This is a genomic window from Nitrogeniibacter mangrovi (assembly GCF_010983895.1).
Lineage (GTDB): Bacteria > Pseudomonadota > Gammaproteobacteria > Burkholderiales > Rhodocyclaceae > Nitrogeniibacter > Nitrogeniibacter mangrovi.
Map to the genome: position 1 here is coordinate 3,156,606 of NZ_CP048836.1, position 23,824 is coordinate 3,180,429.

The following is a 23,824-nucleotide window of genomic DNA, read 5'->3' on the forward strand; positions in this document are numbered from 1 at the left end:
ACTGGTCATGGGAAATTGGAGGAGGCCATGCCGAATGAGCGACCACATCGGCGCCTGCTGGCGTGGCAGGAAAGCATGAAATTGGCCACTCACGTCTATGCCCTGACAAACCTTCTTCCTGCCGAAGAACGGTTTGCTTTGAGCAGCCAGATGCGCCGTGCGGCCATTTCCATTCCCTCCAACATCGCCGAGGGGGCTGCCCGCGGCAGCAAAAAGGAATTTGTCCATTTCCTTGGACTGTCCCGCGGCTCCCTGAGCGAACTCGATACCCAGATCACCCTGGCGAAGGACTTGGGCTTCGTCATGGACACGGCTGCCGTCGAAGCGCAGGTGAACCGCATCTTTCGTCTCATCAACGGTTTGATCTCGAGCACGCGCGCCACGCTCGAGACCAATCACCAATAACCCCATCACGAGTCACCAAAAATGGAATTCTTCCGAATCAAGAACGACATCCCGTTCATGAAGCACGCGTTGATCTTCAACGTGATCTCGTTCGTGACCTTCCTGCTCGCGGTGATCTTCCTCGCCACCCGGGGCCTGAACCTCAGCGTCGAGTTCACCGGCGGCACGATCATGGAACTGAACTACCCGCAGGCAGCCCAGGTCCAGCAGATCCGCGACGCGCTGGCCGAAGATGGCTACGCCGATGCGCAGGTGCAGAACTTCGGCAGCGCCCGCGACGTGCTCGTCCGCCTGCCCAACAAGCACGGCCTGGACAGCAACCGCATCTCCGAAAAGGTGATGGCCACGCTGGACAAGGCCGACAGCAACAAGCCGGAGCTGCGCCGGGTCGAGTTCGTCGGCCCGCAGGTGGGCAAGGAACTGGCGGCCGACGGCGGCATGGCGCTGCTGCTGGTGATCATGGGCATCATGATCTATCTGGCGCTGCGCTTCGAGTGGCGCTTCTCGGTCGCGGCGATCATCGCCAACCTCCACGACGTGATCATCATCCTGGGCTTCTTCGCCTTCTTCCAGTGGGAGTTCTCGCTGGCGGTGCTGGCGGCGGTGCTCGCGGTGCTGGGCTACTCGGTCAACGAATCGGTGGTGGTGTTCGACCGCGTGCGAGAGACCTTCAAGAAGAAGCGCGGCATGGACACCCCGGCGGTGCTCAACCATGCGATCACCAGCACCATCTCGCGAACCGTGATCACCCACGGCAGCACCCAGGTGATGGTGCTCTCCATGCTGCTATTCGGTGGCGAGACGCTGTACTACTTTGCCCTCGCGCTGACCATCGGCATCTGCTTCGGCATCTATTCTTCGGTGCTGGTCGCCAGCCCGATCGTGATGTGGCTGGGCGTCTCGCGCGAACAGTTCATGAAGCCGCCCAAGCAGAAAGAAGAAGCCGTCGTGTGAACGGCACCACGGGCCGCTGAGGGAGAAAACGGACCATGACCATCGATATCTTCGCGCTGCTGCTCTACCTCGGCCTGTTCGGCCTGGCCGCGCTCATGCTCTCGCGCGCGTGGCGCATCGGCAAGCACAACCGGCTCGATCTGGTCGCCAACTGGAGCAACAAGCCGCTGGCGAACCCGGAGCGCTACAAACCGCACTACATCACCATCAACCTGATCGGCGGCATCGCCCTGCTAGCCCTGGCCGCCCTGGTCCTGATCGTGGGCCTGCCATACAAGCTCTGGGCATCGCTCGCCGCCCTGATCTTCTGGGCCTACTTCTTCACCTATCACTTCATGTACTTCAGCAGCCGCAAGAAGGCGGCCCTGGAGGAAAAGCAGAAGGAAGCGGCCGCCAAGGCCAAACCCGCCAAATGAACAAAGCCGGCATCTGCCGGCTTTGTTCATTCTGCAGGGCGGATTCATCCCGCCCGCCTGACACCGGCCCTACACCGCAAACACCTGCTTGACCCGCAAGGTCTCGTCGCGCTCGACCAGCCCGACGAGCCGGTCGATGTTCGGATGCTTGCCCGGGCTCTGCAGCGCGTCTTCCGTATGCTCCGCATACAGTTCCAGCCCCTTCTTCGCCGCATCCGGCGAAATCGCGCCGTAGAGTTGCGCCAGGTGGTTGTACACCGCGAGCGAACCGGCCTGCCCCGGCTTGTTCTCGATCCGCGCCACTTCCTGCCCCTCGGCATCGATCAGCACCATCGCCGCCAGGTGGGACACCTTGGGCAGATCCTTCAGATTGTCGGCAAACGCCATGCCTGTTCTCCAGTCAAAATGACACGGGGCGCCTCCACTGAGGCGCCCCGCGTTCAACGAACATGAATGCTCAGATGGCTTTCGCCAACTGCTCGGCCAGGCCGATATAGCTGGCCGGCGTCATCTCGAGCAGGCGCGCTTTTTCCGCCTCCGGAATCGTCAGCGTCTGGATGAAGGCGTGCAGGCCTTCCTGCGTGATCCCCTTGCCCCGCGTCAGCGCCTTGAGCTGCTCGTAGGGATTCTCTACGCCATAACGACGCATCACCGTCTGCACCGGCTCGGCCAGCACTTCCCAGGCGTCGTTCACATCGGCTTCGAGGCGCGCACGATCCACTTCCAGCTTGCCGAGCCCCTTGAGCAGGGAATCATAGGCCAGCAGCGTGTGGCCGAAGGCCACCCCCATGTTGCGCAACACCGTCGAGTCCGTCAGATCACGCTGCATGCGCGAGATCGGCAGCTTCTCGCTGAAGTGGCGGAACATCGCGTTGGCCACCCCCAGGTTGCCTTCGGCGTTTTCGAAATCGATCGGATTGACCTTGTGCGGCATCGTCGACGAGCCCACCTCGCCTTCCTTGAGCCGCTGCTTGAAGAAGCCGAGCGAGATGTAGCTCCAGATGTCGCGGCAAGCATCGATGAGCATGGTGTTGCAACGCGCCATGGCGTCGAACAGCTCGGCCATGGAATCGTGCGGCTCGATCTGGATGGTGTAGGGATTGAACACCAGCCCCAGCGACTCTTCCACGAAGGTCTTGTTGAACGCCGCCCAATCGACGTCCGGATAGGCAGACAGGTGCGCGTTGTAATTACCCACCGCGCCATTGAACTTGGCCGTCATCTCGACACCGGCAATGGCCTTGCGGGCCCGCTGCAACCGGTAGGCGATGTTCGCCATCTCCTTGCCCATCGTAGTGGGGCTGGCCGGCTGCCCGTGGGTGCGCGACAACATCGGCGCATCCGCCAGCTCGTGCGCCAGCGCCACGAAGCGCGCGATCACCCGATCCAGCGTCGGCAACATCACCTCCTTGCGCGCATCGTTGAGCATGAGCGCATGGGCGGTGTTGTTGATGTCCTCCGAGGTGCACGCAAAATGCACGAACTCGGAGACCTTCATCACTTCCGGGTTGTTGGCGAAATGCTGCTTGATCCAGTACTCGACCGCCTTGACGTCGTGATTGGTCGTGGCTTCGATGGCCTTGACGGCTTCGGCGTCGGCGGGGAGGAAACTCTCGGCGACGCCGGTCAGGGCGGCTTGGCTCGACGGCGAAAACGGAGGGACCTCAGCGATCGCGTCAGCTGCAGCCAAGGCCTGAAGCCAGGCGATCTCGACCTTGACGCGATTGCGGATCAGGCCGAACTCGGAGAAGTAATCACGAAGCGCGTCTACCTTGATCCGGTATCGTCCATCCAGAGGCGATACCGCCTGAACATTTGGGATCGACATACACAAATTTATCGAATTAGCAGTGCGCAGGATTCTACACGGTTTTGGTCAAAGCTTTATGGCTTAGGTTGATCCTCACCCTTCAGTGACTGCCAAAATTCGTCTGAAAACAGCGCCATTAAAGAAAAAAGCCCAGCACTAAGCTGGGCCTTTCGAAACTGAACCGGCCTTCAGATTAGACGCCAGTCTTCGACTTCGTACAACCGGTACCCGAGGTTACATAAGTCCAGTTGATCTTGTCAGCAGCCACGGTACCTGTCGCGGTAATAACGCAACTGCTAAGAGTAGAATCACCAGTCACGGTGAAGATTGCAGTTCCGCCAAGACCACCCGTACCGGCGGTAAAGGTGCCACGAGCGATCGTAATCTTGCCGCCGGCCGCACTGGTCGACATGGTCGTACCGACTTTAGTGTCAGTGTCGCACGCCGTCGGATCACCACCATTTTCTTGGATACACACGGCGGTTGCCGTTTTAACGGCTTCAATGGAAGCTAAGCCGTCCTGGTACCGGGCACGGGTTACATAATCCTGATACTGCGGAATCGCGATGGCGGCCAAGATACCGATAATCGCCACAACGATCATCAGTTCGATCAGGGTAAAACCTTGCTGGGCGCGCTTCATGGTGTTTTTCATGAGTACTCTCCTCTGAGAATTCGGTTGGTCACGGATCAGCTCCGCTCGCAGAACACTACGCATCGCACGTGCCAGTTTTTCGAAAAAACCCCAATCGATTGAATTTTATGCGTTTTTAAAACATCTCGCTCGACCATGACGCGGCACCAACGTCATATGCCCCCAGCAAAAGTGACGAATTCCGTCACCCCGATGACATTCCACGTCACCGCACGCACACCTTGCGCACCTGCGCCATGTCGGTGATGCCGGCGAGCACCTTTTCGATGCCGTCCTGGCGCAGGGTGCGCATGCCCTCTTCGAGGGCGAGGGCGAGCAGTTCGGCGACGCGGGCGCGTTCCTGGATGCGCTTCTTGGTGTCGTCGGTGCCGAGCATGAGTTCATGCAGACCGACGCGGCCGCGGTAGCCCTTGGTGCAGTCGTCACAACCGACCGGTTTGTAGAACGTGAATTGGCCCTGCTTGTCGGCGTAGGTGGTTTGCCATTGCTTGGCGACGGCCTTGCGCGCGGCGTCGGCGTCTTCCTTGAAGGGCGTCGTCATCTGCAGGTCGAGACAGTACTCGTCGAGCAGGTTGGACATTTCGGCTACGTCGGGGTGATAGGCCGCCTTGCACTTGGGGCACAGGCGCTTGGCGAGGCGCTGGGCGAGCACGCCGAGCAGGGCATCGGCAAAGTTGAAGGGGTCCATGCCCATGTCGAGCAGGCGCACGATGGATTCGGGGGCGCTGTTGGTGTGGAGGGTGGAGAACACCAGGTGGCCGGTCAGCGAGGCCTCGAGGCCGACCGCAACGGTTTCGTGATCACGCATCTCGCCGACCATGATCACGTCCGGGTCGGCACGCAGGAAGGCGCGCATCATGGTGGCGAAATCGAGGCCGGCTTTGCGGTTGACCTGGACCTGGCGCAGGCCTTTCTGGGTGATTTCCACCGGGTCCTCGGCGGTCCAGATCTTGGTGTCGGGGGTGTTGATGTGGCCGAGGATGGAGTGCAGCGTCGTGGTCTTGCCCGAGCCGGTCGGGCCGCAGACGAAGAAGATGCCGTAGGGCTTGGTGATGGCGCTCATGAGCCGCGACAGGTTGTTCTCGGTCAGGCCGAGCTTGTCGAGCGGAATCGGCTCGCTGTTGGCGAGGATACGCATGACCACGTCTTCGAGCCCGCCCGCGGTGGGCAGGGTGGCGACCCGCAGCTCGATGTCCAGCGGCGAGTACTTGCGGAACTTGATCTTGCCGTCCTGGGGCTTGCGCCGCTCGGAGATGTCGAGGTCGCACATGATCTTGATGCGCGTGACGAGCGGGTTGCGGTAGCTGGCCGGCACCTCGATGTAAGGGACGAGCGTGCCGTCCTTGCGGAATCGGATGAGGGTCTTTTCCTTGCCCGGGCGCGGCTCGATGTGGATGTCCGAGGCGCCCTGCTTGTAGGCGTCGACGATGACCTTGTTGACGAGTTTGACCAGCTCGTTGTCGGCGGCGGCCGACAGCTCCTCCGCCATCGAGCTGTCCTGCTCGTCCTCGACGAGATCGGAGAGCAGGTCGTCCACCGAGCCCATGTCGAGGCTCGCTTCGAAGAACTGGTCGACCGTCTTGCGGAACTCGCGCACGGTGGTCGCGCGGATCACGATGTTCTTGTTGGGGAAGACGTTGTGCGCCACGCGGGAGGCGCGGATCTGCTCCGGGTCGGTCGCCATGATGACGACCCCTTCCTCGTTCTCCTCGAGGGGCAGCCAGTGGCTCTGCTCGACGAATTCGCGCTTGATGTTGACCAGCAGATCCACCGGCTTGATCCGGTCGGAGTGGAAGGGCTCGTACTTCACGTTGAAGAAGGTCGCGACCGCCTGGCCGATTTCCTCCTGGCCCAGGCCCATGTCCTCGATCAGCACCTCTTCGGTGGGCACCTTGCGTTCGCGGGCCTTGCGGGTTGCAGCGTCGAGTTCCTCACGGGTGATCTTGGCTTCCGTCACCAGCAGGTCATAACGGGAGCGCGGCGCGGCGGGGGCCTTGGTGCGCTGAGCGAAGGCGACGCCGAGCGTCTGCGCCAGCCCCAGCAGGCCTTCCTCGGCGATCGGCGTGAACGGCTGGCCATCGACCGAGTTGATCAGCTGCAGCACGCCTTCGAGTTCGCCCTTCTCGTTCGAGACGATCGGCGCCACCAGCATCTGCTTGCTGTGGTAGCCGGTCACCTCGTCCACTTCCTTGCGAAACTCCAGATGCGGGCTGATGGCGCGCAGCGCGGCCTCGTCGTAGACATCCGGAATGTTGAGCATCTTCTTCGCGTAGGCGACGTAGCCGGCGATGCTGTTTTCCGAGATTGGCAGGCGGATGCTGTTGACCTTGTGCAGCCCCATCTTCACTTTCGAGACGATGGCGTTGCGCGCGTCGTCGACCGTGTAGATGGTCAGGCGCTCGGCGCCGAACAGCTCGCACAGATCGGCGGACAGCTCGAAGATGATTTCATCGATGTTGTGGGTGGCATGGATGCGGGTCGTGATCGCCTGCAAGCCCTTGAAGAAGGCCAGGCGCGTGGCGACACCACCCGAGGTCGGACTTTTCCCGGCGGCAAGCGTCATGAGATCGGTTCCTGCGTCATCAAACGGGCGCGGCGGCTCGCCGGCCCTGAAACATGGCTCATTCTAACGACATCGCCGGCGGGCTTGCGCGACGACGGAAAGACTCGGATCTCAGTATCCCCCATGCGCGGGCGACCTGAACGCCGGAATACCGGGTCAAAACTCCAGCACTTGACCGTTTTGCAGACGTGTCGGCTTGAGCTTGCCCGGATAGACGCCGATCTGCGCCATGGTGCGCTCGCCGTGGCCCGGTTTGAGGTGGCTGATGTGGACCTGCGGCTCCACGGTCAGGGCATCAAGAAACTGCGCCAGCAGTGCCGGGCACATGTGACGCGAGGCCAGCGCCAGCCCATGCTCGGCGTCGGAAAATGCGGTCTCGATCACCAGGTGGCGCAGCTCGGGCAAGGCGTTGACGGCATCGATGAGGGCTGGCGTGAGCGTGGTGTCACCGGAGAACACCAGTTGCCCTGCACCACTGTCCAGCGCGTAGGCCACGGCGGGGACGGTATGAAAGGCGGGGAGCACGGAAATGCGGCGACCATCCAGCACGGCCTGTTCGCCGATACGCAAGGGCTGAAAGCGCATGAAGGGGTTCAGGCGATCGGGAATGGCGCTGAAATCGGGCCAGATCAGCCAGTTGAAGATGTGCGAGCGCAGAATGCGCAGCGTCTCGTCGGTGGCATGGACGGTGACGGGACGCCGACGCGCCTCGCCTACGGTATCGATGAGCAGCGGAATGAAGGCAATGTGATCCAGATGGGCATGCGTGACGAAGATATGGTCGATGCGCAGCAACTCTTCGTAATCGAGTTCGCCGACACCGGTGCCACCATCGATGAGAATGTCGTCGTCGACAAGGAAAGCCGTGGTCCGGGCCTCGCGCCCTCCGATGCCGCCACTGCATCCCAGCACCCTGAATTTCATTATCCCCGCCAGGAACGATCTGCAATGGGGGAGCGTAACATCGCCCCAAGAGCGGATTTGCGAACTATGTCACATACGGTCCGGACAGCCCGGCGAGGGAGCCCGTCAGGTGCGCAGGAAGAACTCCATCTTGACGCCGGCGATCTCGATGATGTCGTGATCGCCCAGGTGATGGGCCTGGGCGTCGAGGGTCTGGCCATTGACCACAGGAAAGGTCGAGCCCTCCACGTGGGTGATGAAGTACCCGTGGGGACGACGCGTGATGACGGCCACCTGCATGCCGGGCTTGCCGAGCGTGGTCAGGGACTTCTTGAGCTCGAGCTCCCGGCCCACGTTGGGGCCGGAGAGCACCTGGATAACGCCGAGCGGCCCTTCCACCGGTAGCGCCGGCTCCTGCGCGGGTGCGGTCGCGCGCTGCGGCGCGCTGCGGGTGAAGATCTGCGTCGCTTCGGCGTCTTCCCCGGGCACCTGCGAACCGTCCTGCCCGACGACGGTGTCGGTCTGCACCGACACGTCATGGACCGAGACCGCAACTTCGGCCTCTGCAGTCACCGGTTTGAGCGCGGCCGTGTCGATGAAATCGGACGCGGTCGCACTCGACTGCTCGGCATCGGCGATGAACTTGATGCGGTATTTGCCCAGTTCAACGACGTCGTTGTTCTGGAGCGCGCACTTCTTGACCGGCTGGCCATTGACGTAGGTGCCGTTGGTGCTGTTGCGGTCCTCGAGAAACGCGTCGTCGAGGATCGAGGTGATCACCGCATGCTCGCCACTGATGGCCAGATTGTCGATCTGGATGTCGTTGTGTGGTTTGCGCCCGATCGTGGTCCGCTCCTTGGTGAGCGGAATCTCCTTGAGCACCAGGCCATCCATGCTGAGAATCAGTTTCGGCATCGCGTACTATGTCCCGTGTCTGGCGTCATCGCGGCATTTCCGGTGCATCTGTGGGCGCACACACCTTGATGAGCACAACCGTTATGTTGTCACGACCGCCCCGGTCGTTGGCAAGCTGGACGAGATGATCGGCAGCAAGCGCGAGATTGGCGGACAGGGTCTCGCACACCAGCGCAATGTCGTCATCGTAGAGCATGTCGGTCAGGCCGTCCGAGCACATCAGGTAAACGTCACCGACGCGCGTTTCATGAAGGGCCACATCCGGGACCACCGAGGGCTCGACCCCGAGGGCCCGCGTGAGCAGGCTGCGCCCGGGCGCGCGCCGGGCCGCGTCGGCGCTCATCATCCCGCCGTCGACCTGTTCCTGCAACAGGGAGTGGTCTCGTGTCAGCTGCACCAGTTGATCGGGGCGGTACCGGTAAAGGCGCGAGTCACCGACATGCGCCACCGCGATCATGTCCTCGAAGCAGCGCACCGCGACCAGCGTGGAGCCCATGCCGTGCAGATCGCGATCGCTGTGGGAGACGGTAAAGATGCGCTCGTTCGCCCGCACCGTGGCCAATCTCAGGCCGGCAAGCGCTTCCGACGCGGTCCCCACCGAGTTGCCGTCGAGGTTCTCGCGAACGCACTCGACCGCCATGGCGGAAGCCACGTCACCACCGCGATAGCCCCCCATACCGTCGGCAAGCACCGCCCACCCCTGCTCGACGCGAAACAGGCAGGCATCCTCATTGCGCTCGCGCATGCGGCCGACGTCGGTCTTCGACGCCATCATCAGGGCGCCGGAACGCTCAGCGGTCGCCATGCGTTGCCCGCCTCCGGATTCGTCCGCCATCACTTCGGCCGCCCGCGGCCTGCACTGTTCTCATGTTCCCTTCCAGCAGCCTGTACCACCGCTCGTGCACGGGCACGATGGCGACCGACGACGGCCTTGCGGGCCGTGCTTTTCATTTTGACGCGTGCGGTGCACATTTACCACAATTTGAAACTTGTAACGTTTCTTGCGAATTCATAGATAAAGTACACAAAAAAACGCCCGCATGTGCGGGCGTTTTTGTCGCACAGGTCCGATTACAGCATGGACTTGAGCAGTTTGCCCATCTCGGACGGATTGCGGGTCACCTTGAAGCCGCACTCTTCCATGATGGCGAGCTTGGCGTCGGCGGTGTCCTCACCCCCGGAAATGAGTGCACCGGCATGCCCCATGCGCTTGCCGGCCGGCGCGGTGACGCCGGCGATGAAGCCGACCACCGGCTTGGTCATGTTGTCCTTGCACCAGCGCGCGGCTTCGGCCTCGTCCGGACCGCCGATTTCACCGATCATGATGACCGCATCGGTATCGGGATCTTCGTTGAACATGCGCATCACGTCGATGTGCTTGAGGCCGTTGATCGGATCGCCACCGATACCCACCGCCGAGGACTGGCCCAGACCGATCTCGGTCAGCTGCGCCACCGCTTCGTACGTCAGCGTACCGGAACGGGACACCACGCCGATACGACCCTTCTTGTGGATGTGACCCGGCATGATGCCGATCTTGATTTCGTCCGGCGTGATCAGGCCCGGGCAGTTGGGGCCCAGCAGCAGCGTTTCCTTGCCGCCGGCTTCCACCTTCTGCTTCATCTTGTTGCGCACCACCAGCATGTCGCGCACGGGGATACCCTCGGTGATGCAGATGGCCAGATCGATGTCGGCCTCGCAGGCCTCCCAGATGGCGGCGGCGGCGCCCGCGGGCGGCACGTAGATCACCGACACGGTGGCGCCGCTGGCGTCCTTGGCTTCCTTCACGGAGGCGTAGATGGGCACGTCGAAGATCGACTCGCCGGCTTTCTTCGGGTTCACCCCGGCGACGAAGCAGTTCTTGCCGTTGGCGTACTCGATGCACTTTTCGGTGTGGAACTGGCCGGTCTTGCCGGTGATGCCCTGGGTGATGACCTTGGTGTCTTTGTTGATCAGGATAGACATTCAAACTCTCCTTACTTGACCGCGGCGACGATCTTGGTCGCGGCTTCGGCCATGCTGTCGGCGGAAATGATGGGGAGACCGGATTCGGCGAGAATGCTCTTGCCGAGATCTTCGTTGGTCCCCTTCATACGCACCACCAGCGGCACGGAGAGATTGACTTCCTTGGCGGCCGCGACCACGCCGGTGGCGATGGTGTCGCAACGCATGATGCCGCCAAAGATGTTCACCAGAATGCCCTTGACCTTGGGATTCTTGAGCATGATCTTGAAGGCTTCGGTCACCTTCTCGGTGGTCGCGCCACCGCCCACGTCCAGGAAGTTGGCCGGCTCGGCGCCGAACAGCTTGATGGTGTCCATGGTCGCCATGGCCAGACCGGCACCGTTCACCAGGCAACCGATGTTGCCGTCCAGGCTGATGTAGGCCAGATCGTACTTGGAAGCTTCGATCTCGTCGGCGTCTTCCTCGTCCAGATCGCGGAACTCGACGATCTCGGGATGACGGTACAGGGCGTTGGAATCGAAGTTGAACTTGGCGTCCAGGGCCTTGATGTTGCCGTTGCCTTCGTGGATCAGCGGGTTGATTTCCGCCAGCGAGGCGTCGGTTTCCATGTAGCAGGTGTACAGCTTCTTGAAGGTCTCGACCGCCTGCGCCATGGATCCGTCGGGAATGCCGATGCCCTTGGCCAGTTCGGTCGCCTGCGCGTCGGTCAGGCCGACGAGCGGATCGACGAACACCTTGATGATCTTCTCGGGGGTCTTGGCAGCGACCTCCTCGATGTCCATACCGCCCTCGGAGGAGGCCATCATGGCGATCTTCTGGGTCGCGCGGTCGGTGAGAGCAGCCACATAGTATTCATGCTGGATGTCGGCGCCTTCCTCGATCAGCAGACGGCGCACCTTCTGCCCTTCGGGGCCGGTCTGGTGGGTCACCAGCTGCATGCCGAGAATCTGGTCGGCAACGGTCTTCACCTCGTCGAGCGACTTGGCCAGCTTCACGCCACCGCCCTTGCCACGACCACCAGCATGAATCTGCGCCTTCACCACCCAGATCGGTCCGCCCAGCTCTTCGGCCGCTTTAACCGCCTCATCCACCGAGAAGCACGGGATGCCACGCGGAGTGACGACGCCATACTTTCTCAGCAGTTCCTTTGCTTGATACTCATGAATTTTCATGGTTGCCCTTCGATGGAAGCCGCGCCCCGGCCACGCAGGTGCACGGACATTTAAGTTGAATGGGTCTGTTCGGGGCCCTCACCCCACGATCTTCGCCAATCTCCCTCGGCTGACGAATCCCGTTTACTGCCGCCACGCCATCGATCTGATGCGCTGCAACACCCTCAGCCGACGGCCAAACCGTCCGACGAAAGCTCCGTAATTATAACCACAATCCGATCCGGCTCACGCCCAATTCCCGCATCGCGACAAAAGGCGGAGGGGTGTGCCCATGGCATCTATTTGCGATACCAGCGTGGATAGTGGTGGCGCACGGTCTCGCCGCGCGTGTCGAGCGCATGACAGCGGTCGAGCTGAAACGGTTTGCGCCGGGTTTCCTGGTTGTCCGTCACGAAACTGGCGAGGGTCTGGATCGCGGCGGTCGGCACGCTCATGAGCAACTCGCTCAGGTGGCTGCAACCGGCCACCCCCCCCAATTGCTCGCGCAGCGCGCGGCGAAAGCCGTGCATGAGGTTCAGCCCGACCAGCCCTTGGTAATCCGGCACGATCTCGTCACACGCCCCGGGGTATGGCATGGCGCCCATGCGCGCCTCCACCGCGTGGATCGTCAGCTGCCGATCCACCGTCAGGCACACCCGCATGTCGTGGACCGGCTCGCCAGCGCGGCGCAGGCCGGTGGATAACGGGTAGTCGATTCCCTTGGCATCCACCAGCCGCGCCTCGATATCGAACAGACCGTCGTCGCGCAGATAGCCGGTCACGTCGATCGAGCGCGTATGGATGCGCTGACGTGTCTCGCCGTCCTGATTGTCCGCCATGGTCGCCTCCAGCTCCGCCCCCCGTTTCGAGAACGCAGATCATACCGTCCTGCCCACCGGAGCAACGCATTGCACAACCCGGGACTTTTTTGGCAAACGCCGCAAATAGCCGGGTGCGACCCCACACAAGCGGAATAACTTCATTACAATACGCTTCAAACATGTGCTGGATCGTCTGAATATTTAAGGCTATTTTCTTGCGGCGAATGACGCGTTTTCCGCGCTCGATCCTGTCGGGCCTCATCACTCTTGCTCTGCTGCCCTCCATCGCTCAAGCCATCGGCTTTGGTGAGCTGGTAAGCCAGAGCGCCATCGGGGAACCGTTCAAGGCACAATTCAGCCTGCTGAGCGTCCACCCCGGCGACACGGAATCGTGCATTCGCATCGCCCGCAGCGGCCAACGGGACGGCATCCCGGATCTGCTCGGCGCCCAGGTTCACATCCGCACCATCGGCGGCAAGCCGGTCGCCGAGGTGGTGCGCGCCAAACCGGTTTCCGATCCGATCCTGCGCGTCACGCTCGAAGAAACCTGCAACGCACGACTCAAACGCACCTACACGCTGCTGTTGCCCATGGCGGCCGTCACCCCGCCCCGATCGGCACAGACCGCGCCGGCACCCGCACCTGCGTCGCCACGAGGGGTCGCCAAAGCGCCCGGCCCACTGGCGACGCCGGACGATCTGGGCGGTGTCTACACCCTGCCCCGGTCAGCGTCGCTCAATGCTGTGGCGCGGGCTCTCTATCCGTCCAGCGGCGCCGACCGGCGCGCCTTCATCTCGGCCCTGAAACACACCAACCGGGGCGATCGCGCGGTGCGCTCCTCACGGCGCATGCTGCCGGTCGGAACGACCCTGATTCTGCCGACGCCGGCCGAGGTGGCCCAGGCCCGCGAAGCGCTGCAGGCTCGCGATCAGGCACGTCGGCAGGCCGCCGCCGCACCGCCGCCGGCGGTTTCTCCGTCCGCGCCCGCCGCGACCGCACCTGTTGAAGCGGCATCGACACCGGCGCAACCAGCACCGGAAACGGACGCGGGCGACCGGCTGGTGTTGATGGGCGGCAACGCCGACGCCTCCGGCCTGCGCATGTCCGCACGTCTGGGCGACCCATCGATCGTCGAGCGTACCAGCGACACCGAGCGGGAGGCGCTGCGTCGTGAACAGAAGCTGATCCTCGCCATCGACTCGCAGATCGTCGCGAATCTGGAGTTGAAGGACCGCATCGCGCGACTCGAGGCTCTGCAGGACGCCTTGCGCGCCGAGCTCGACGCCCGCGCCCCCGGGCGCGAGACGCCGCCGGACGCATCCCCCCATCCCCCGGCAAGGGCGCCGCTGACGCCGCCGGCACGCCACCCGCTTCTCCGGGCCCGACCGTCACGACGACGGCGCCGAATCCCCCGCCCGCAACTCAGACGCCGGCCGATACGGAAAACACGGACCGGCTCGATTGGCGGCTCTACGCCGGTCTCGCCATCCTCGCCTTGCTGGGCGCCTGGTTGTGGTCGCGCCGACGTCAGGCCACCCTCGACGCCGCGGACACGCCGGATGAAACCACGGCGACGGAACACATCGTTCCGACGCACTATGCCGTGCCCGAGCCCCCGACTCGCGACACCGCGGAGCCCGCCAGAAGCGGCGACGACTCCTTCGACTTTTCCGTCGTCGAGTGGGACGGCCCGCCGCCGGCCGAACTCGATCACAGCATCGCGCCGATCGTGGTGGACGAACAGGAGATGGCCGAAGAGCACGAATCGGCCGTCGAACTGGCCGACATCATGATGTCCTTCGGGCGGGTCCAGGGTGCCGCCGAGACCCTCGCGGAATTCATTCGCGGCAATCCCAAGAAGGCGGTCCAGCCCTGGATCAAGCTGCTCGAGGTGTACAAGGCCGCCAACATGCGGGGCGAGTTCGACGCCCTCACCGACAAGCTGAACAAGACCTTCAACGTCAAGACCGTGTCATGGGACGACTTCGACGAAGTCAAACTGGCGCCGGATTCGGTCGAGCAGATGCCCCATATCATCAGCCTGCTGCAGAAGGAGTGGATGACCCGGGAGTGCCAGATCTACCTTCAGAAGCTGCTGCGCGACAACCGCGGCGGCACCCGGCAGGGCTTCCCGCTCGGGGTCGTGGACGATCTGCTCATGTTGCAGGCGGTTCTCGAAGACCAGCTCGGCCCCTACCGCATGACCGACGAAGAACTCGCCGCGGCGCTGGCCGGGACCGGCGAGGGCGGGCCGCAGACGCGGTCGGAAGACGCCCCCGGCGAATCGGACGCCGGATTCGTGGCTCCACCGCAGGAACTGGCGCCGGATCTCGACTTCGAAGCCCCGGACCCCTCCTCGGGCGAACCGTCCGGTCTCGAAGAGACCGAGCTGTTCGACCTCGACCACACCCCGGAGCGCACGGAACTGCCGGCCCTCGACTTCCAGCTCGACTCGGGCGATCTCGACAACCGGGAAGACGCCTCCTCCGAGGAGAGGACCGAAGAGACTCCCGATGACGAATCCGACGACAGCGACGCGCCGCCCGACCAGACCTGGCTCATCCCCCCGCCGGGCAAACCCGACTGACGGCGGCCAGCTTCGCCGACCTCACACGGGATTGTCGATGTCGACGAAGTGATGCTCGAGGTCGAAGCGGGCCGCCAGATGCTCGCCCAGGGCCTGGATACCGTAACGCTCGGTCGCGTGATGTCCGGCACTGATGTAGGCGACCCCGGATTCGCGTGCCAGATGCACGGTCGGCTCCGACACTTCCCCGGAGACGAACACGTCACAACCTGCCGCAATGGCCGCGTCCAGATACCCCTGCGCCGCCCCGGTGCACCACCCGATGCGCGCCACCGGCCGGCCGGCGTCGCCGACGACGAGCGGCGCCCGTCCCAGAGTACGCGCCAATGCGTCGGCCACGTCCTGCACGCAACCGCCTGCGGTTGCCGGACGCCCATGGACGCCGAGACTGTCATCGCCGAAGGTCCCTTCCGGCACCCAGCCCATGCGCTTGGCCAATTGCGCGTTGTTGCCGAGCTCCGGATGCACATCGAGGGGCAGATGGTAGCCGAGCAGGCTGAGGTCGGCCGCCAGCAGTCGGGCCAGGCGGCGCCGCTTGATGCCCACGACACGGGCATCCTCGCCGCGCCAGAAATAGCCGTGGTGCACGAGCACGGCATCGGCGCCGAGGGCGATCGCGGCCTCGATCAGGTCGAAGCTGGCCGTCACCCCGGAGACGATGGTCCGCACCTGCGCCCTGCCTTCCACTTGCAAACCGTTTGGGCAATAATCGCGAAACGCCGTCACGTTCAGCAATTCATCCACATAGCGCGTCAGCGCGGTCAATTCGATCATGACATCCTCATTTAGCCTGGCCACCGCCCGGAGCGCCTGACATGGCACGCCGTCTGTGGCTGATCTTCGCCCAAGCGGTCACTGTCGCGGTGGCGGTGGTGTTCGTGATCAGCACCTTCAAGCCCGAATGGCTTCCCGGTCAGCATCCTACCGTGATCGCGGTCGCCGACGGCACCAGCGCATCCACCACGCCTCCCGCCCGAACCGGTTCCTACGCCCCCGCCGCGCAACGCGCGCTGCCGACGGTCGTCCACATCTTCACGAGCAAGGAGGTCCGCAATCCGCGCAACCCCCTGCTCGACGATCCGATCTTCCGCCATTTCTTCGGTGATCGCCTCGGTCGCCCGCAGCAGCGCACCTCCGGCCTCGGCTCGGGAGTCATCGCCAGCCCCGACGGCTACATCCTCACCAACAATCATGTCATCGAGGCCGCGGACGAGATCGAAGTCGCCCTCGAGGACGGGCGCAAGTTCTCCGCGCGCCTCGTCGGGCGTGATCCGGAAACCGACCTGGCGGTGCTCCGGATCGAAGCCGGCGCGCCGCTGCCGGCCATCACCTTTGCGGGCAAGAATGCCTTGCAGGTGGGTGACGTGGTGCTCGCCATCGGCAATCCCTTCGGCGTCGGCCAGACCGTCACCATGGGCATCGTCTCGGCGCTTCAGCGCAACCATCTGGGGATCAGCACCTTCGAGAACTTCATCCAGACCGACGCGGCCATCAATCCGGGCAACTCGGGCGGTGCGCTGGTCAACAGCGAAGGGGAGCTGGTGGGCATCAACTCGGCCATTTATTCTCGCTCCGGCGGCTCGCTCGGGATCGGTTTTGCCATCCCGGTGGATTTCGCCAAGGACGTGATGGAGCAGATCATCCGCACCGGTCAGGTCACACGCGGCTGGATCGGCGTGGAAATTCAGGATCTGACCCCGGAGCTGGCCACCTCGTTCGGCCTCAAGAGTACCGCCGGTGCGCTCATCGCAGGCGTCATGCGCGGCGGTCCGGCGGATCAGGCGGGCATCCGGCCGGGCGACGTCCTCACCGCCATCGACAAGCAGGCCATCGAAGACCCACAGCGCATGCTCGAGATGATCGCGGCGATCACCCCCGGTCGGCGGGCGCATTTCAAGCTGATCCGCGCCGGCAAGTCCTACCAGACCGAGGTCGAGATCGGACGGCGCCCGACCGCCGTGAAAGGCGATTAGGCCGCTCCTAGCGCATGAACCGCCCGGCCGGGCGGTTGGCATCAGGGCGTCGGCGTGACGTCGGTGGATGACACCTCGTCGTCGGCGGCGCTGTCCTGGCTCACGTATTTGGCCAGGATCAGCCCGAGCTCGAAGAGCATCCACATGGGCACCGCCAGCATGAACTGGGAGATCATGTCGGGCGGGGTGACCACCGCGGCGATCACGAAGGCACCGACGACCACGTAGGGGCGCGCTTCCTTGAGCTTGCTGCGCTCGACGATACCGAACTTGGTCAGCAGAATCACGATGACCGGCACCTCGAAGGTGATGCCGAAGGCCAGGAACATGGTCATCACGAAGGACAGGTACTGCTCGATGTCCGGCGCTGGTGTGATGCTCTTCGGCGCGAATTCGCCGATGAACTTGAACACCATGTTGAACACGAAGAAATAGCAGAACGCCATCCCCAGCAGAAACAGGACGGTGCTGCCGGCGACCAGCGGCAGCGCCAGTCGCTTTTCGTGGGCGTAGAGTCCCGGCGCCACGAACGCCCAGGCCTGGTAGAGCACCACCGGCAAGGCTGCCACGAAGGCCACCATCAGGGTCACCTTGACCGGAACGAAGAAGGGAGTCACCACGCCGGTGGCGATCATGCGGGTGCCGTCGGGCAGCGCATGCATCATCGGCAGGGCGAGCAGATCGTAGATCTGGCCCGCCCACGGCATCAGGCACACGAAGACGACGACGACGGCGACGACGGCGCGCAACAGCCGGTCACGCAACTCGACCAGGTGCGCCATGAAGGTGTCCTGACCTGCTTCACTCATGTCTTGCTCTCGCGCTTGTCGGCAGCGGCTTCGTCGAGCCCCAGGGCCATCTGGTTGTCATCGGCACCAGCGCCGGCCTCGTCCTCATGGGCGTCTCCGCGCGCAACCGCGGCTTCGATATCCTTCTCCGCCCGGGCGAGCGACGCGGCATCGGGCGCCTTGGCCGCCGCGCCGTCGTCGGTCAGCTCGGCCACGCTCGCATTGAGCGAGTCGGCGGTACTCTGCATGTCCTTTTGCATCGCATCGGTCTGGGCGCGGATGTTGTTTTCCAGATCGCGCGCCTGGCTGGCCACTTCCTGCTGCAGCTTCTTGAGGTCCTCGAGCTGCATCTCGCGCTGGATATCGGATTTGACATCCCCCACGTAGCGCTGCAGGCGCCCGAGCAGGTGCCCCACGGTCCGCGCCACACGCGGCAGTCGTTCCGGGCCGATGACGACGAGCCCGACGATGCCGATGATCATCAATTCGGAGAAACCGATATCGAACATGTTGGATCCGGTAAGGAGGGAATGTCAGGACGCAAAACGAGGGGCGAACAGCGATCCGCCCCTCGGTTGACCGCGAGCCGGATCAGGAGTTGTTGACCTTTTCCTTGGCCTCGGCGTTGATGGTCTTGCCATCAAGTTGTTCGGGCTTGGCGGCGTCGGCTTCGCTGTTCGCTTCTTTCATGCCTTCCTTGAAGCCCTTGACCGCACCGCCGAGATCCTGGCCGATGTTGCGCAGCTTCTTGGTACCGAACACCAGCATGACGATCACCAGCACAATCAGCCAGTGCCAGATGCTAAAAGAACCCATGTATCACTCCCAGCGTTTCAACGCTTCAACATTGGCGGCAGCACGTCCGGGCCGCCGACGAAATGGACATGGAGATGATACACCTCCTGCCGTCCGACCCGCCCCGTGTTGATCAGGGTGCGGAACCCATCGGTACAGCCCTGCTCGATGGCCACCCGCGCCCCGACCTGCAGCAGCTTGCCCATCACCGCGTTGTGCTCGGGGGTCGCTTCGGCCAGCGAGGCGACATGCTGCTTCGGAATGGCCAGCAGATGGACCGGCGCCTGGGCGTTGATGTCGTGAAAGACGAGGATGTCCTCGTCTTCGTAGGCCTTCTTCGACGGAATCTCGCCCGCCACGATCTTGCAGAAAATGCAGTCGGTCATTGGACTCACCCCGCGTTGCGCGATTTCTTCTCGTCGATGCCCGACACGCCCTCGCGACGCCGGAACTCGGCCAGCACATCGTCCACGGTCAGGCCGAAGTGCGCCAGCAGCACCATGGAGTGGAACCACACGTCCGTAACCTCCCACACCAGATGGAGGTGGTTGCCGTCCTTGGCCGCCATGATGGTCTCGGCGGCCTCTTCGGCCACCTTCTTGCAGATGGCGTCGGTGCCCTTGGCATACAGGCTGGAGACGTAGGACGCGTCCGGGTCGGCCGCCTTGCGTTCGGCCAGGGTCTTGGCCACGCGATGAAGCACTTCGATATCGATCACTTGTAGATTTCCTCCGGGTCTTTCAGTACCGGCTCGACGACGTCCCATTCTCCGTCATTTGTATGACGGTTGAAGAAACAGCTCCTGCGCCCCGTATGGCAGGCCATGCCGCCGACCTGCTCGATCTTGAGCAGGATCACATCCTTGTCGCAATCGGCGCGGATCTCCAGCACTTTCTGGAAGTGGCCGGATTCCTCGCCCTTGTGCCACAGCTTGCGCCGCGAGCGCGACCAGTAGACCGCCTCGCCCTTTTCCGCGGTGAGGCTGAGCGCCTCCCGGTTCATCCACGCGAACATGAGCACCTCACCCGTGTGCGCATCCTGCGCAATCACGGGCACCAGGCCCTGGTCGTCCCAGCAGATCTCGTTCAGCCAGCGATTGGAGGGTGCGTTCATAACCGGACCTCGATCCCGCGCTCGCGCATGAAAGCCTTGGCTTCGTGCACGGTGTGCTGGCCAAAATGGAAAATGCTGGCCGCCAGCACCGCGTCGGCGCGGCCTTCGGTCACGCCGTCGGCCAGATGATCGAGCGTCCCCACGCCGCCGCTGGCGATGATGGGAATGCGCACGGCGTCGGACACGGCGCGGGTCAGGCCCAGGTCGAAACCGTTCTTGGTGCCGTCCCGGTCCATACTCGTGAGCAGGATTTCCCCCGCCCCCAGCGACTCGACCTTGCGCGCCCACTCGATGGCATCGAGACCAGTGTTCTTGCGCCCGCCGTGGGTGAACACCTCCCACTTGCCGGGCGCGGTCTGCTTGGCGTCGATGGCCACCACGATGCACTGGCTACCGACCTTGCCGCTGGCCTCGGCGACGATGTCCGGATGGGTCACCGCCGCGGTGTTGATGCTCACCTTGTCGGCGCCCGCGTTGAGCAGGCGGCGCACGTCGGCCACGGTGCGCACACCGCCGCCCACGGTCAACGGAATGAAGACCTGCTCGGCCACCTGCTCGACCACGTGCAGGATGATGTCGCGATCGTCGGAACTGGCGGTGATGTCGAGGAAGGTGATCTCGTCGGCGCCTTGCTCGTCATAGCGGCGCGCCACCTCGACCGGGTCGCCGGCATCGCGCAACTCGACGAAGTTCACGCCCTTGACGACACGACCGGCATTGACGTCCAGGCAGGGAATGATGCGCTTGGCCAGCATGCTCAGCCTGCGAGCTCGTCGGCGCGGGCCTGGGCCGCGCGAAAGTCGAGCGTACCCTCGTAGATCGCGCGCCCGGTAATGGCGCCCATGACGCCCTCGCTCTCGACGGCGCACAGATCCTCGATGTCCTTGAGGCTGGCGATGCCGCCGGAGGCGATGACCGGAATCAGCAGGGACTGGGCGAGCCGGACCGTCGCTTCGACGTTCACGCCGGAGAGCATGCCGTCGCGACCGATGTCGGTGTAGATGACTCCCTCGACACCGTAGTCCTCGAACTTCTTCGCCAGATCGACCACGTCGTGCCCGGTCATTTTCGACCAGCCGTCCACCGCCACCTTGCCGTCCTTGGCATCCAGGCCGACGATGATGTGCCCCGGAAACGCGCTGCAGGCGTCCTGCAGGAACCCGGGGTTCTTCACCGCGGCGGTGCCGATGATGACGTAGTCGATGCCGTCGTCGAGATAGCGCTCGATGGTGTCGAGGTCGCGGATGCCGCCCCCGAGCTGCACCGGGATCTCGTCACCGACCGCTTCGACGATGGCCTGGATCGCCTCTTCGTTGACGGGCTTGCCGGCAAAAGCGCCGTTCAGGTCGACCAGGTGCAACCGGCGCGCGCCCTGGTCGAGCCAGTGGCGGGCCATGGCGGCCGGATTGTCGGAAAATACCGTGGCATCTTCCATCTCGCCCTGCTTGAGGCGGACACAGTGACCGTCCTTGAGGTCGATGGCGGGAATGAGCAACATACGCGGAATCGCTATAGCGTCTTGGGGAAAAAGCGTGAGCGCTGGACCCTCAGGGGTTCCAGCCGATGAAATTGGTCAGCAACTGCAGCCCCGCCCGGGCACTTTTCTCCGGATGGAACTGCACCGCGAAAATGTTATCCCGCGCCACCGCACTGGTAAAGCGCAGGCCGTAATCGGTGTGGGCGGCCACGACATCGCCCTGCGCCGGATCGACATAGTAGCTATGCACGAAATAGAAGCGGTCGCCATCGGGGATGCCCGCCCACATGGGGTGCGCGCCGTGATGCCAGACCTCATTCCAGCCCATGTGCGGCACCTTCAGGCGGGCGCCGTCGGCGCCGACCATGCGCTCGTCCGGAAACCGGCGCACCTGCCCGGGGAACACGCCGAGCCCGGCCACATGGCCTTCCTCGCTGCGTTCGAACAGCATCTGCAGACCGATGCAGATGCCCAAAAAGGGTTTTTCGGCGGCGGCCTTGAGGACGGCGTCGTGCAAACCCCGGGCCTCGAGTTCGGCCATGCAGTCGGGCATCGCGCCCTGGCCCGGGAACACGACGCGACGCGCCGAAGCGACCACGGCGGGATCGTCGGTCACGCGCACGGTCGCCTCACCGGCCACATGCGCGATGGCCTTCTCCACCGAACGCAGGTTGCCCATGCCATAGTCGATCACGGCGACATCAATCATGAACGGCTCACTCGAATGCTTGAACGCTTGGGGAAAACGGCGGGACGGCTCAGAGCGTCCCCTTGGTGGACGGCACCACGCCGGCAGCACGCGGATCGAGCTCGGCGGCCATGCGCAGGGCGCGGCCGAAGGCCTTGAAGATCGTCTCGCACTGATGGTGCGCGTTGTCGCCGCGCAGGTTGTCGATGTGCAGGCTCACGCCGGCGTGATTCACGAAACCCTGGAAGAACTCGCGCGCCAGATCCACATCGAAGTCGCCGATGCGGGCCCGGGTGTAGTCGACGAAGTAATGCAGGCCGGGACGCCCCGAGAAATCGACGACCACCCGCGACAGCGCCTCGTCCAGCGGCACGTAAGCGTGCCCGTAACGGCGGATACCCTTTTTGTCGCCAACCGCCTTCGCGAATGCCTGCCCCAGGGTGATGCCCACGTCCTCGACGGTGTGATGGTCGTCGATGTGCGTGTCGCCCTCGGCCTTGATGGTCAGGTCGATCATGCCGTGCCGGGCGATCTGGTCGAGCATGTGATCGAGGAACGGGACCCCGGTGTCGAGCTGGGCGCTGCCGGTGCCATCCAGATCCACGCTGACGGTGATCCGGGTTTCGAGAGTGTCGCGAGTGACTTCCGCCTGCCGCATGGTGTTGGGTGCCGGTCGCTGCAGGAGCCGGCCAATGCTGATGATCAAGACGGCCATGATACCATCGCAGCGTGCTTCCATGGCCCCCGTGAATAAAGGAAAACGCAGCGCATCATGAGCCGATTCTGGAGCGATGTGGTTCATCGTTTGACCCCCTATGTGCCGGGCGAACAACCCAAGATGGACCGGCTGGTCAAACTGAACACCAACGAAAGTCCCTACGGCCCGTCGCCACGCGCGGTCGAGGCCGTGCAAAACGCCGCTGGCGAGGATCTGCGCCGCTATCCGGACCCCAACGCCGATGCCCTGAAGCAGGCCCTGGCCACCTACCATGGCCTGACGCCCGCCCAGGTGTTCGTCGGCAACGGTTCCGACGAGGTGCTCGCGCACGCCTTCCAGGCGCTGCTCAAGCATGACGCGCCGCTGCTGTTCCCGGACATCACCTACAGCTTCTACCCGGTCTATTGCGGGCTGTACGACATCCCCTATCGCACCGTGCCGCTCAACGAGTCCTTCGAGATCGACCCCGCCGACTACGCGGGCGAGGCCGGCGCCGTGATCTTCGCCAACCCGAACGCCCCGACCGGGCGGCTGATGGCACTCGAGCAGATCGAAGCCATCCTGAAAGCGCAGCCCGAGGTGGTGGTCCTGGTGGACGAGGCCTACATCGACTACGGCGGTACGTCTGCGATCAGCCTGCTGGCCGGGCACCCCAACCTGCTGATCACGCGTACCTTCTCCAAGTCGCGGGCGCTGGCGGGGCTGCGGGTGGGCTATGCGCTCGGCAGCGCCGAACTCGTCGAAGGGCTGGAGCGGGTCAAGAACAGCTTCAATTCCTACCCGCTGGGTCGCCCCGCGCAGGCCGGCGCCATCGCCTCGGTGGAAGACGAGCCCTGGTTCCGCGACAGCTGCGCCCGGGTCATCCACAGTCGTGAGCGGTTGAGCGGCGCCCTGGCCCGGCTCGGCTTCGAGGTCCTGCCTTCGGCCGCCAACTTCATCTTCGCGCGCCATCCGCAACACGCCGGCGCCGACCTGGCCGCCGCGCTGCGCGAGCGCGCGATCATCGTGCGCCACTTCAACGCGCCGCGCATCCGTGACTTCCTGCGCATCACCGTCGGCACCGACGACGAATGCGACCTACTGGTCGCCGCATGCGAGGCGATCGTCGGCGCATGAAAAAACGCGGC

At 63.8% G+C, this 23,824-nt stretch carries 28 protein-coding genes; 7 read left to right on the forward strand and 21 right to left on the reverse strand.

Annotation, left to right across the window (positions count from 1 at the left end):
- Positions 1–27: 27 nt before the first annotated feature.
- Genes G3580_RS14650 through G3580_RS14660 form a run of 3 tightly spaced genes read left to right on the forward strand, consistent with a single transcriptional unit; the run spans position 28 to position 1,775 of the window.
- Positions 28–405, forward strand: a complete 378-nt coding sequence (locus tag G3580_RS14650) for a four helix bundle protein (protein WP_173766712.1) — start codon at positions 28–30, stop codon at positions 403–405.
- Positions 406–426: 21 nt separating this feature from the next.
- Positions 427–1,359 carry a protein translocase subunit SecF gene (secF, locus tag G3580_RS14655; RefSeq protein WP_173766713.1) on the forward strand — a complete coding sequence of 311 codons (933 nt, stop codon included), beginning with the start codon at positions 427–429 and terminating at the stop codon, positions 1,357–1,359.
- A 35-nt stretch (positions 1,360–1,394) separates the two neighbouring features.
- Positions 1,395–1,775: a hypothetical protein gene (locus G3580_RS14660; protein ID WP_173766715.1), complete on the forward strand. Its 381-nt coding sequence runs from the start codon at positions 1,395–1,397 to the stop codon at positions 1,773–1,775.
- Between the two features lie 69 nt (positions 1,776–1,844).
- On the opposite strand, the gene G3580_RS14665 is transcribed toward G3580_RS14660, so the two are convergent.
- From G3580_RS14665 to G3580_RS14710, 10 genes are all read right to left on the reverse strand, one after another.
- Entirely contained in the window at positions 1,845–2,162 is a 318-nt protein-coding gene (locus G3580_RS14665; protein WP_173766717.1) for a DUF2322 family protein, read from the reverse strand.
- A 70-nt stretch (positions 2,163–2,232) separates the two neighbouring features.
- Positions 2,233–3,603, reverse strand: a complete 1,371-nt coding sequence (purB, locus tag G3580_RS14670; RefSeq protein ID WP_173766719.1) for an adenylosuccinate lyase — start codon at positions 3,601–3,603, stop codon at positions 2,233–2,235.
- Between the two features lie 175 nt (positions 3,604–3,778).
- A complete protein-coding gene (locus tag G3580_RS14675; RefSeq protein WP_407670918.1) occupies positions 3,779–4,240 on the reverse strand; it encodes a pilin in 462 nt (153 codons plus the stop codon).
- 205 nt (positions 4,241–4,445) lie between these two features.
- Positions 4,446–6,803 (reverse strand): GspE/PulE family protein, encoded by a 2,358-nt coding sequence (locus tag G3580_RS14680; RefSeq protein WP_173766721.1) that lies wholly within the window; start codon positions 6,801–6,803, stop codon positions 4,446–4,448.
- Positions 6,804–6,959: 156 nt separating this feature from the next.
- Positions 6,960–7,727, reverse strand: a complete 768-nt coding sequence (locus tag G3580_RS14685) for a 3',5'-cyclic-nucleotide phosphodiesterase (RefSeq protein ID WP_173766723.1) — start codon at positions 7,725–7,727, stop codon at positions 6,960–6,962.
- Between the two features lie 105 nt (positions 7,728–7,832).
- Positions 7,833–8,621: an FHA domain-containing protein gene (locus tag G3580_RS14690; protein ID WP_173766725.1), complete on the reverse strand. Its 789-nt coding sequence runs from the start codon at positions 8,619–8,621 to the stop codon at positions 7,833–7,835.
- A 25-nt stretch (positions 8,622–8,646) separates the two neighbouring features.
- Positions 8,647–9,426 carry a Stp1/IreP family PP2C-type Ser/Thr phosphatase gene (locus G3580_RS14695; protein WP_173766727.1) on the reverse strand — a complete coding sequence of 260 codons (780 nt, stop codon included), beginning with the start codon at positions 9,424–9,426 and terminating at the stop codon, positions 8,647–8,649.
- 266 nt (positions 9,427–9,692) lie between these two features.
- Positions 9,693–10,586 carry a succinate--CoA ligase subunit alpha gene (gene sucD / locus G3580_RS14700; RefSeq protein ID WP_173766729.1) on the reverse strand — a complete coding sequence of 298 codons (894 nt, stop codon included), beginning with the start codon at positions 10,584–10,586 and terminating at the stop codon, positions 9,693–9,695.
- A gap of 11 nt (positions 10,587–10,597) precedes the next feature.
- The gene (sucC, locus tag G3580_RS14705; protein ID WP_173766731.1) at positions 10,598–11,758 is read right to left on the reverse strand and encodes an ADP-forming succinate--CoA ligase subunit beta; all 1,161 of its coding nucleotides are present in this window, start codon (positions 11,756–11,758) and stop codon (positions 10,598–10,600) included.
- Between the two features lie 278 nt (positions 11,759–12,036).
- Positions 12,037–12,576, reverse strand: coding sequence for a DUF2889 domain-containing protein (locus G3580_RS14710; protein WP_173766733.1), 540 nt, complete (start codon positions 12,574–12,576; stop codon positions 12,037–12,039).
- 206 nt (positions 12,577–12,782) lie between these two features.
- On the opposite strand from G3580_RS14710, the gene G3580_RS14715 reads away from it, so the two are divergent.
- Entirely contained in the window at positions 12,783–14,351 is a 1,569-nt protein-coding gene (locus tag G3580_RS14715; protein WP_173766734.1) for a type IV pilus assembly protein FimV, read from the forward strand.
- Entirely contained in the window at positions 14,306–15,145 is an 840-nt protein-coding gene (locus G3580_RS14720; RefSeq protein ID WP_173766736.1) for an ICP22 family protein, read from the forward strand. The genes G3580_RS14715 and G3580_RS14720 overlap by 46 nt, the downstream gene beginning before the upstream one ends.
- Before the next feature lie 21 nt (positions 15,146–15,166).
- Here the strand turns inward: G3580_RS14720 and G3580_RS14725 are convergent, their stop codons facing one another.
- The gene (locus tag G3580_RS14725; protein WP_173768833.1) at positions 15,167–15,916 is read right to left on the reverse strand and encodes a Nif3-like dinuclear metal center hexameric protein; all 750 of its coding nucleotides are present in this window, start codon (positions 15,914–15,916) and stop codon (positions 15,167–15,169) included.
- A gap of 44 nt (positions 15,917–15,960) precedes the next feature.
- On the opposite strand from G3580_RS14725, the gene G3580_RS14730 reads away from it, so the two are divergent.
- Positions 15,961–17,118, forward strand: a complete 1,158-nt coding sequence (locus G3580_RS14730; RefSeq protein WP_173766738.1) for a Do family serine endopeptidase — start codon at positions 15,961–15,963, stop codon at positions 17,116–17,118.
- Positions 17,119–17,159: 41 nt separating this feature from the next.
- Here G3580_RS14730 and tatC read toward each other — a convergent pair whose 3' ends face one another.
- The 10 genes from tatC to hisB all read right to left on the reverse strand — a co-directional run bounded on the left by tatC (position 17,160) and on the right by hisB (position 22,637).
- Entirely contained in the window at positions 17,160–17,927 is a 768-nt protein-coding gene (gene tatC / locus G3580_RS14735; RefSeq protein ID WP_173766740.1) for a twin-arginine translocase subunit TatC, read from the reverse strand.
- On the reverse strand, positions 17,924–18,415 hold the full coding sequence (gene tatB / locus G3580_RS14740; protein ID WP_173766742.1) for a Sec-independent protein translocase protein TatB: 492 nt from the start codon (positions 18,413–18,415) through the stop codon (positions 17,924–17,926). Before tatB ends, tatC begins: the two co-directional genes overlap by 4 nt.
- Before the next feature lie 82 nt (positions 18,416–18,497).
- Positions 18,498–18,722, reverse strand: coding sequence for a Sec-independent protein translocase subunit TatA (gene tatA, locus G3580_RS14745; RefSeq protein ID WP_173766744.1), 225 nt, complete (start codon positions 18,720–18,722; stop codon positions 18,498–18,500).
- Positions 18,723–18,739: 17 nt separating this feature from the next.
- The gene (locus tag G3580_RS14750) at positions 18,740–19,087 is read right to left on the reverse strand and encodes a histidine triad nucleotide-binding protein (protein WP_173766746.1); all 348 of its coding nucleotides are present in this window, start codon (positions 19,085–19,087) and stop codon (positions 18,740–18,742) included.
- 5 nt (positions 19,088–19,092) lie between these two features.
- Positions 19,093–19,419, reverse strand: coding sequence for a phosphoribosyl-ATP diphosphatase (locus tag G3580_RS14755; RefSeq protein WP_173766748.1), 327 nt, complete (start codon positions 19,417–19,419; stop codon positions 19,093–19,095).
- Positions 19,416–19,814, reverse strand: a complete 399-nt coding sequence (hisI, locus tag G3580_RS14760) for a phosphoribosyl-AMP cyclohydrolase (protein ID WP_173766750.1) — start codon at positions 19,812–19,814, stop codon at positions 19,416–19,418. Before hisI ends, G3580_RS14755 begins: the two co-directional genes overlap by 4 nt.
- The gene (gene hisF, locus G3580_RS14765; protein WP_173766752.1) at positions 19,811–20,569 is read right to left on the reverse strand and encodes an imidazole glycerol phosphate synthase subunit HisF; all 759 of its coding nucleotides are present in this window, start codon (positions 20,567–20,569) and stop codon (positions 19,811–19,813) included. Before hisF ends, hisI begins: the two co-directional genes overlap by 4 nt.
- 2 nt (positions 20,570–20,571) lie before the next feature.
- Positions 20,572–21,312 carry a 1-(5-phosphoribosyl)-5-[(5-phosphoribosylamino)methylideneamino]imidazole-4-carboxamide isomerase gene (gene hisA / locus G3580_RS14770; protein ID WP_173766754.1) on the reverse strand — a complete coding sequence of 247 codons (741 nt, stop codon included), beginning with the start codon at positions 21,310–21,312 and terminating at the stop codon, positions 20,572–20,574.
- Between the two features lie 49 nt (positions 21,313–21,361).
- Positions 21,362–22,000, reverse strand: coding sequence for an imidazole glycerol phosphate synthase subunit HisH (hisH, locus tag G3580_RS14775; RefSeq protein ID WP_173768835.1), 639 nt, complete (start codon positions 21,998–22,000; stop codon positions 21,362–21,364).
- Between the two features lie 49 nt (positions 22,001–22,049).
- Positions 22,050–22,637 carry an imidazoleglycerol-phosphate dehydratase HisB gene (hisB, locus tag G3580_RS14780; protein ID WP_173768834.1) on the reverse strand — a complete coding sequence of 196 codons (588 nt, stop codon included), beginning with the start codon at positions 22,635–22,637 and terminating at the stop codon, positions 22,050–22,052.
- A gap of 114 nt (positions 22,638–22,751) precedes the next feature.
- Between hisB and hisC the strand changes: the two genes are divergently transcribed.
- The gene (hisC, locus tag G3580_RS14785; protein WP_173766756.1) at positions 22,752–23,813 is read left to right on the forward strand and encodes a histidinol-phosphate transaminase; all 1,062 of its coding nucleotides are present in this window, start codon (positions 22,752–22,754) and stop codon (positions 23,811–23,813) included.
- Positions 23,814–23,824 lie beyond the last annotated feature (11 nt).

Bases quoted from the DNA above. Each gene is read 5' to 3' on its own strand.
- G3580_RS14650 (WP_173766712.1), top strand. From the start codon at position 28: ATGCCGAATGAGCGACCACATCGGCGCCTGCTGGCGTGGCAGGAAAGC.
- secF (WP_173766713.1), top strand. From the start codon at position 427: ATGGAATTCTTCCGAATCAAGAACGACATCCCGTTCATGAAGCACGCG.
- G3580_RS14660 (WP_173766715.1), top strand. From the start codon at position 1,395: ATGACCATCGATATCTTCGCGCTGCTGCTCTACCTCGGCCTGTTCGGC.
- G3580_RS14665 (WP_173766717.1), bottom strand. From the start codon at position 2,162: ATGGCGTTTGCCGACAATCTGAAGGATCTGCCCAAGGTGTCCCACCTG.
- purB (WP_173766719.1), bottom strand. From the start codon at position 3,603: ATGTCGATCCCAAATGTTCAGGCGGTATCGCCTCTGGATGGACGATAC.
- G3580_RS14675 (WP_407670918.1), bottom strand. From the start codon at position 4,240: ATGAAAAACACCATGAAGCGCGCCCAGCAAGGTTTTACCCTGATCGAA.
- G3580_RS14680 (WP_173766721.1), bottom strand. From the start codon at position 6,803: ATGACGCTTGCCGCCGGGAAAAGTCCGACCTCGGGTGGTGTCGCCACG.
- G3580_RS14685 (WP_173766723.1), bottom strand. From the start codon at position 7,727: ATGAAATTCAGGGTGCTGGGATGCAGTGGCGGCATCGGAGGGCGCGAG.
- G3580_RS14690 (WP_173766725.1), bottom strand. From the start codon at position 8,621: ATGCCGAAACTGATTCTCAGCATGGATGGCCTGGTGCTCAAGGAGATT.
- G3580_RS14695 (WP_173766727.1), bottom strand. From the start codon at position 9,426: ATGGCGACCGCTGAGCGTTCCGGCGCCCTGATGATGGCGTCGAAGACC.
- sucD (WP_173766729.1), bottom strand. From the start codon at position 10,586: ATGTCTATCCTGATCAACAAAGACACCAAGGTCATCACCCAGGGCATC.
- sucC (WP_173766731.1), bottom strand. From the start codon at position 11,758: ATGAAAATTCATGAGTATCAAGCAAAGGAACTGCTGAGAAAGTATGGC.
- G3580_RS14710 (WP_173766733.1), bottom strand. From the start codon at position 12,576: ATGGCGGACAATCAGGACGGCGAGACACGTCAGCGCATCCATACGCGC.
- G3580_RS14715 (WP_173766734.1), top strand. From the start codon at position 12,783: ATGACGCGTTTTCCGCGCTCGATCCTGTCGGGCCTCATCACTCTTGCT.
- G3580_RS14720 (WP_173766736.1), top strand. From the start codon at position 14,306: ATGGCCGAAGAGCACGAATCGGCCGTCGAACTGGCCGACATCATGATG.
- G3580_RS14730 (WP_173766738.1), top strand. From the start codon at position 15,961: ATGGCACGCCGTCTGTGGCTGATCTTCGCCCAAGCGGTCACTGTCGCG.
- tatC (WP_173766740.1), bottom strand. From the start codon at position 17,927: ATGAGTGAAGCAGGTCAGGACACCTTCATGGCGCACCTGGTCGAGTTG.
- tatB (WP_173766742.1), bottom strand. From the start codon at position 18,415: ATGTTCGATATCGGTTTCTCCGAATTGATGATCATCGGCATCGTCGGG.
- tatA (WP_173766744.1), bottom strand. From the start codon at position 18,722: ATGGGTTCTTTTAGCATCTGGCACTGGCTGATTGTGCTGGTGATCGTC.
- G3580_RS14750 (WP_173766746.1), bottom strand. From the start codon at position 19,087: ATGACCGACTGCATTTTCTGCAAGATCGTGGCGGGCGAGATTCCGTCG.
- hisI (WP_173766750.1), bottom strand. From the start codon at position 19,814: ATGAACGCACCCTCCAATCGCTGGCTGAACGAGATCTGCTGGGACGAC.
- hisF (WP_173766752.1), bottom strand. From the start codon at position 20,569: ATGCTGGCCAAGCGCATCATTCCCTGCCTGGACGTCAATGCCGGTCGT.
- hisA (WP_173766754.1), bottom strand. From the start codon at position 21,312: ATGTTGCTCATTCCCGCCATCGACCTCAAGGACGGTCACTGTGTCCGC.
- hisH (WP_173768835.1), bottom strand. From the start codon at position 22,000: ATGATTGATGTCGCCGTGATCGACTATGGCATGGGCAACCTGCGTTCG.
- hisB (WP_173768834.1), bottom strand. From the start codon at position 22,637: ATGCGGCAGGCGGAAGTCACTCGCGACACTCTCGAAACCCGGATCACC.
- hisC (WP_173766756.1), top strand. From the start codon at position 22,752: ATGAGCCGATTCTGGAGCGATGTGGTTCATCGTTTGACCCCCTATGTG.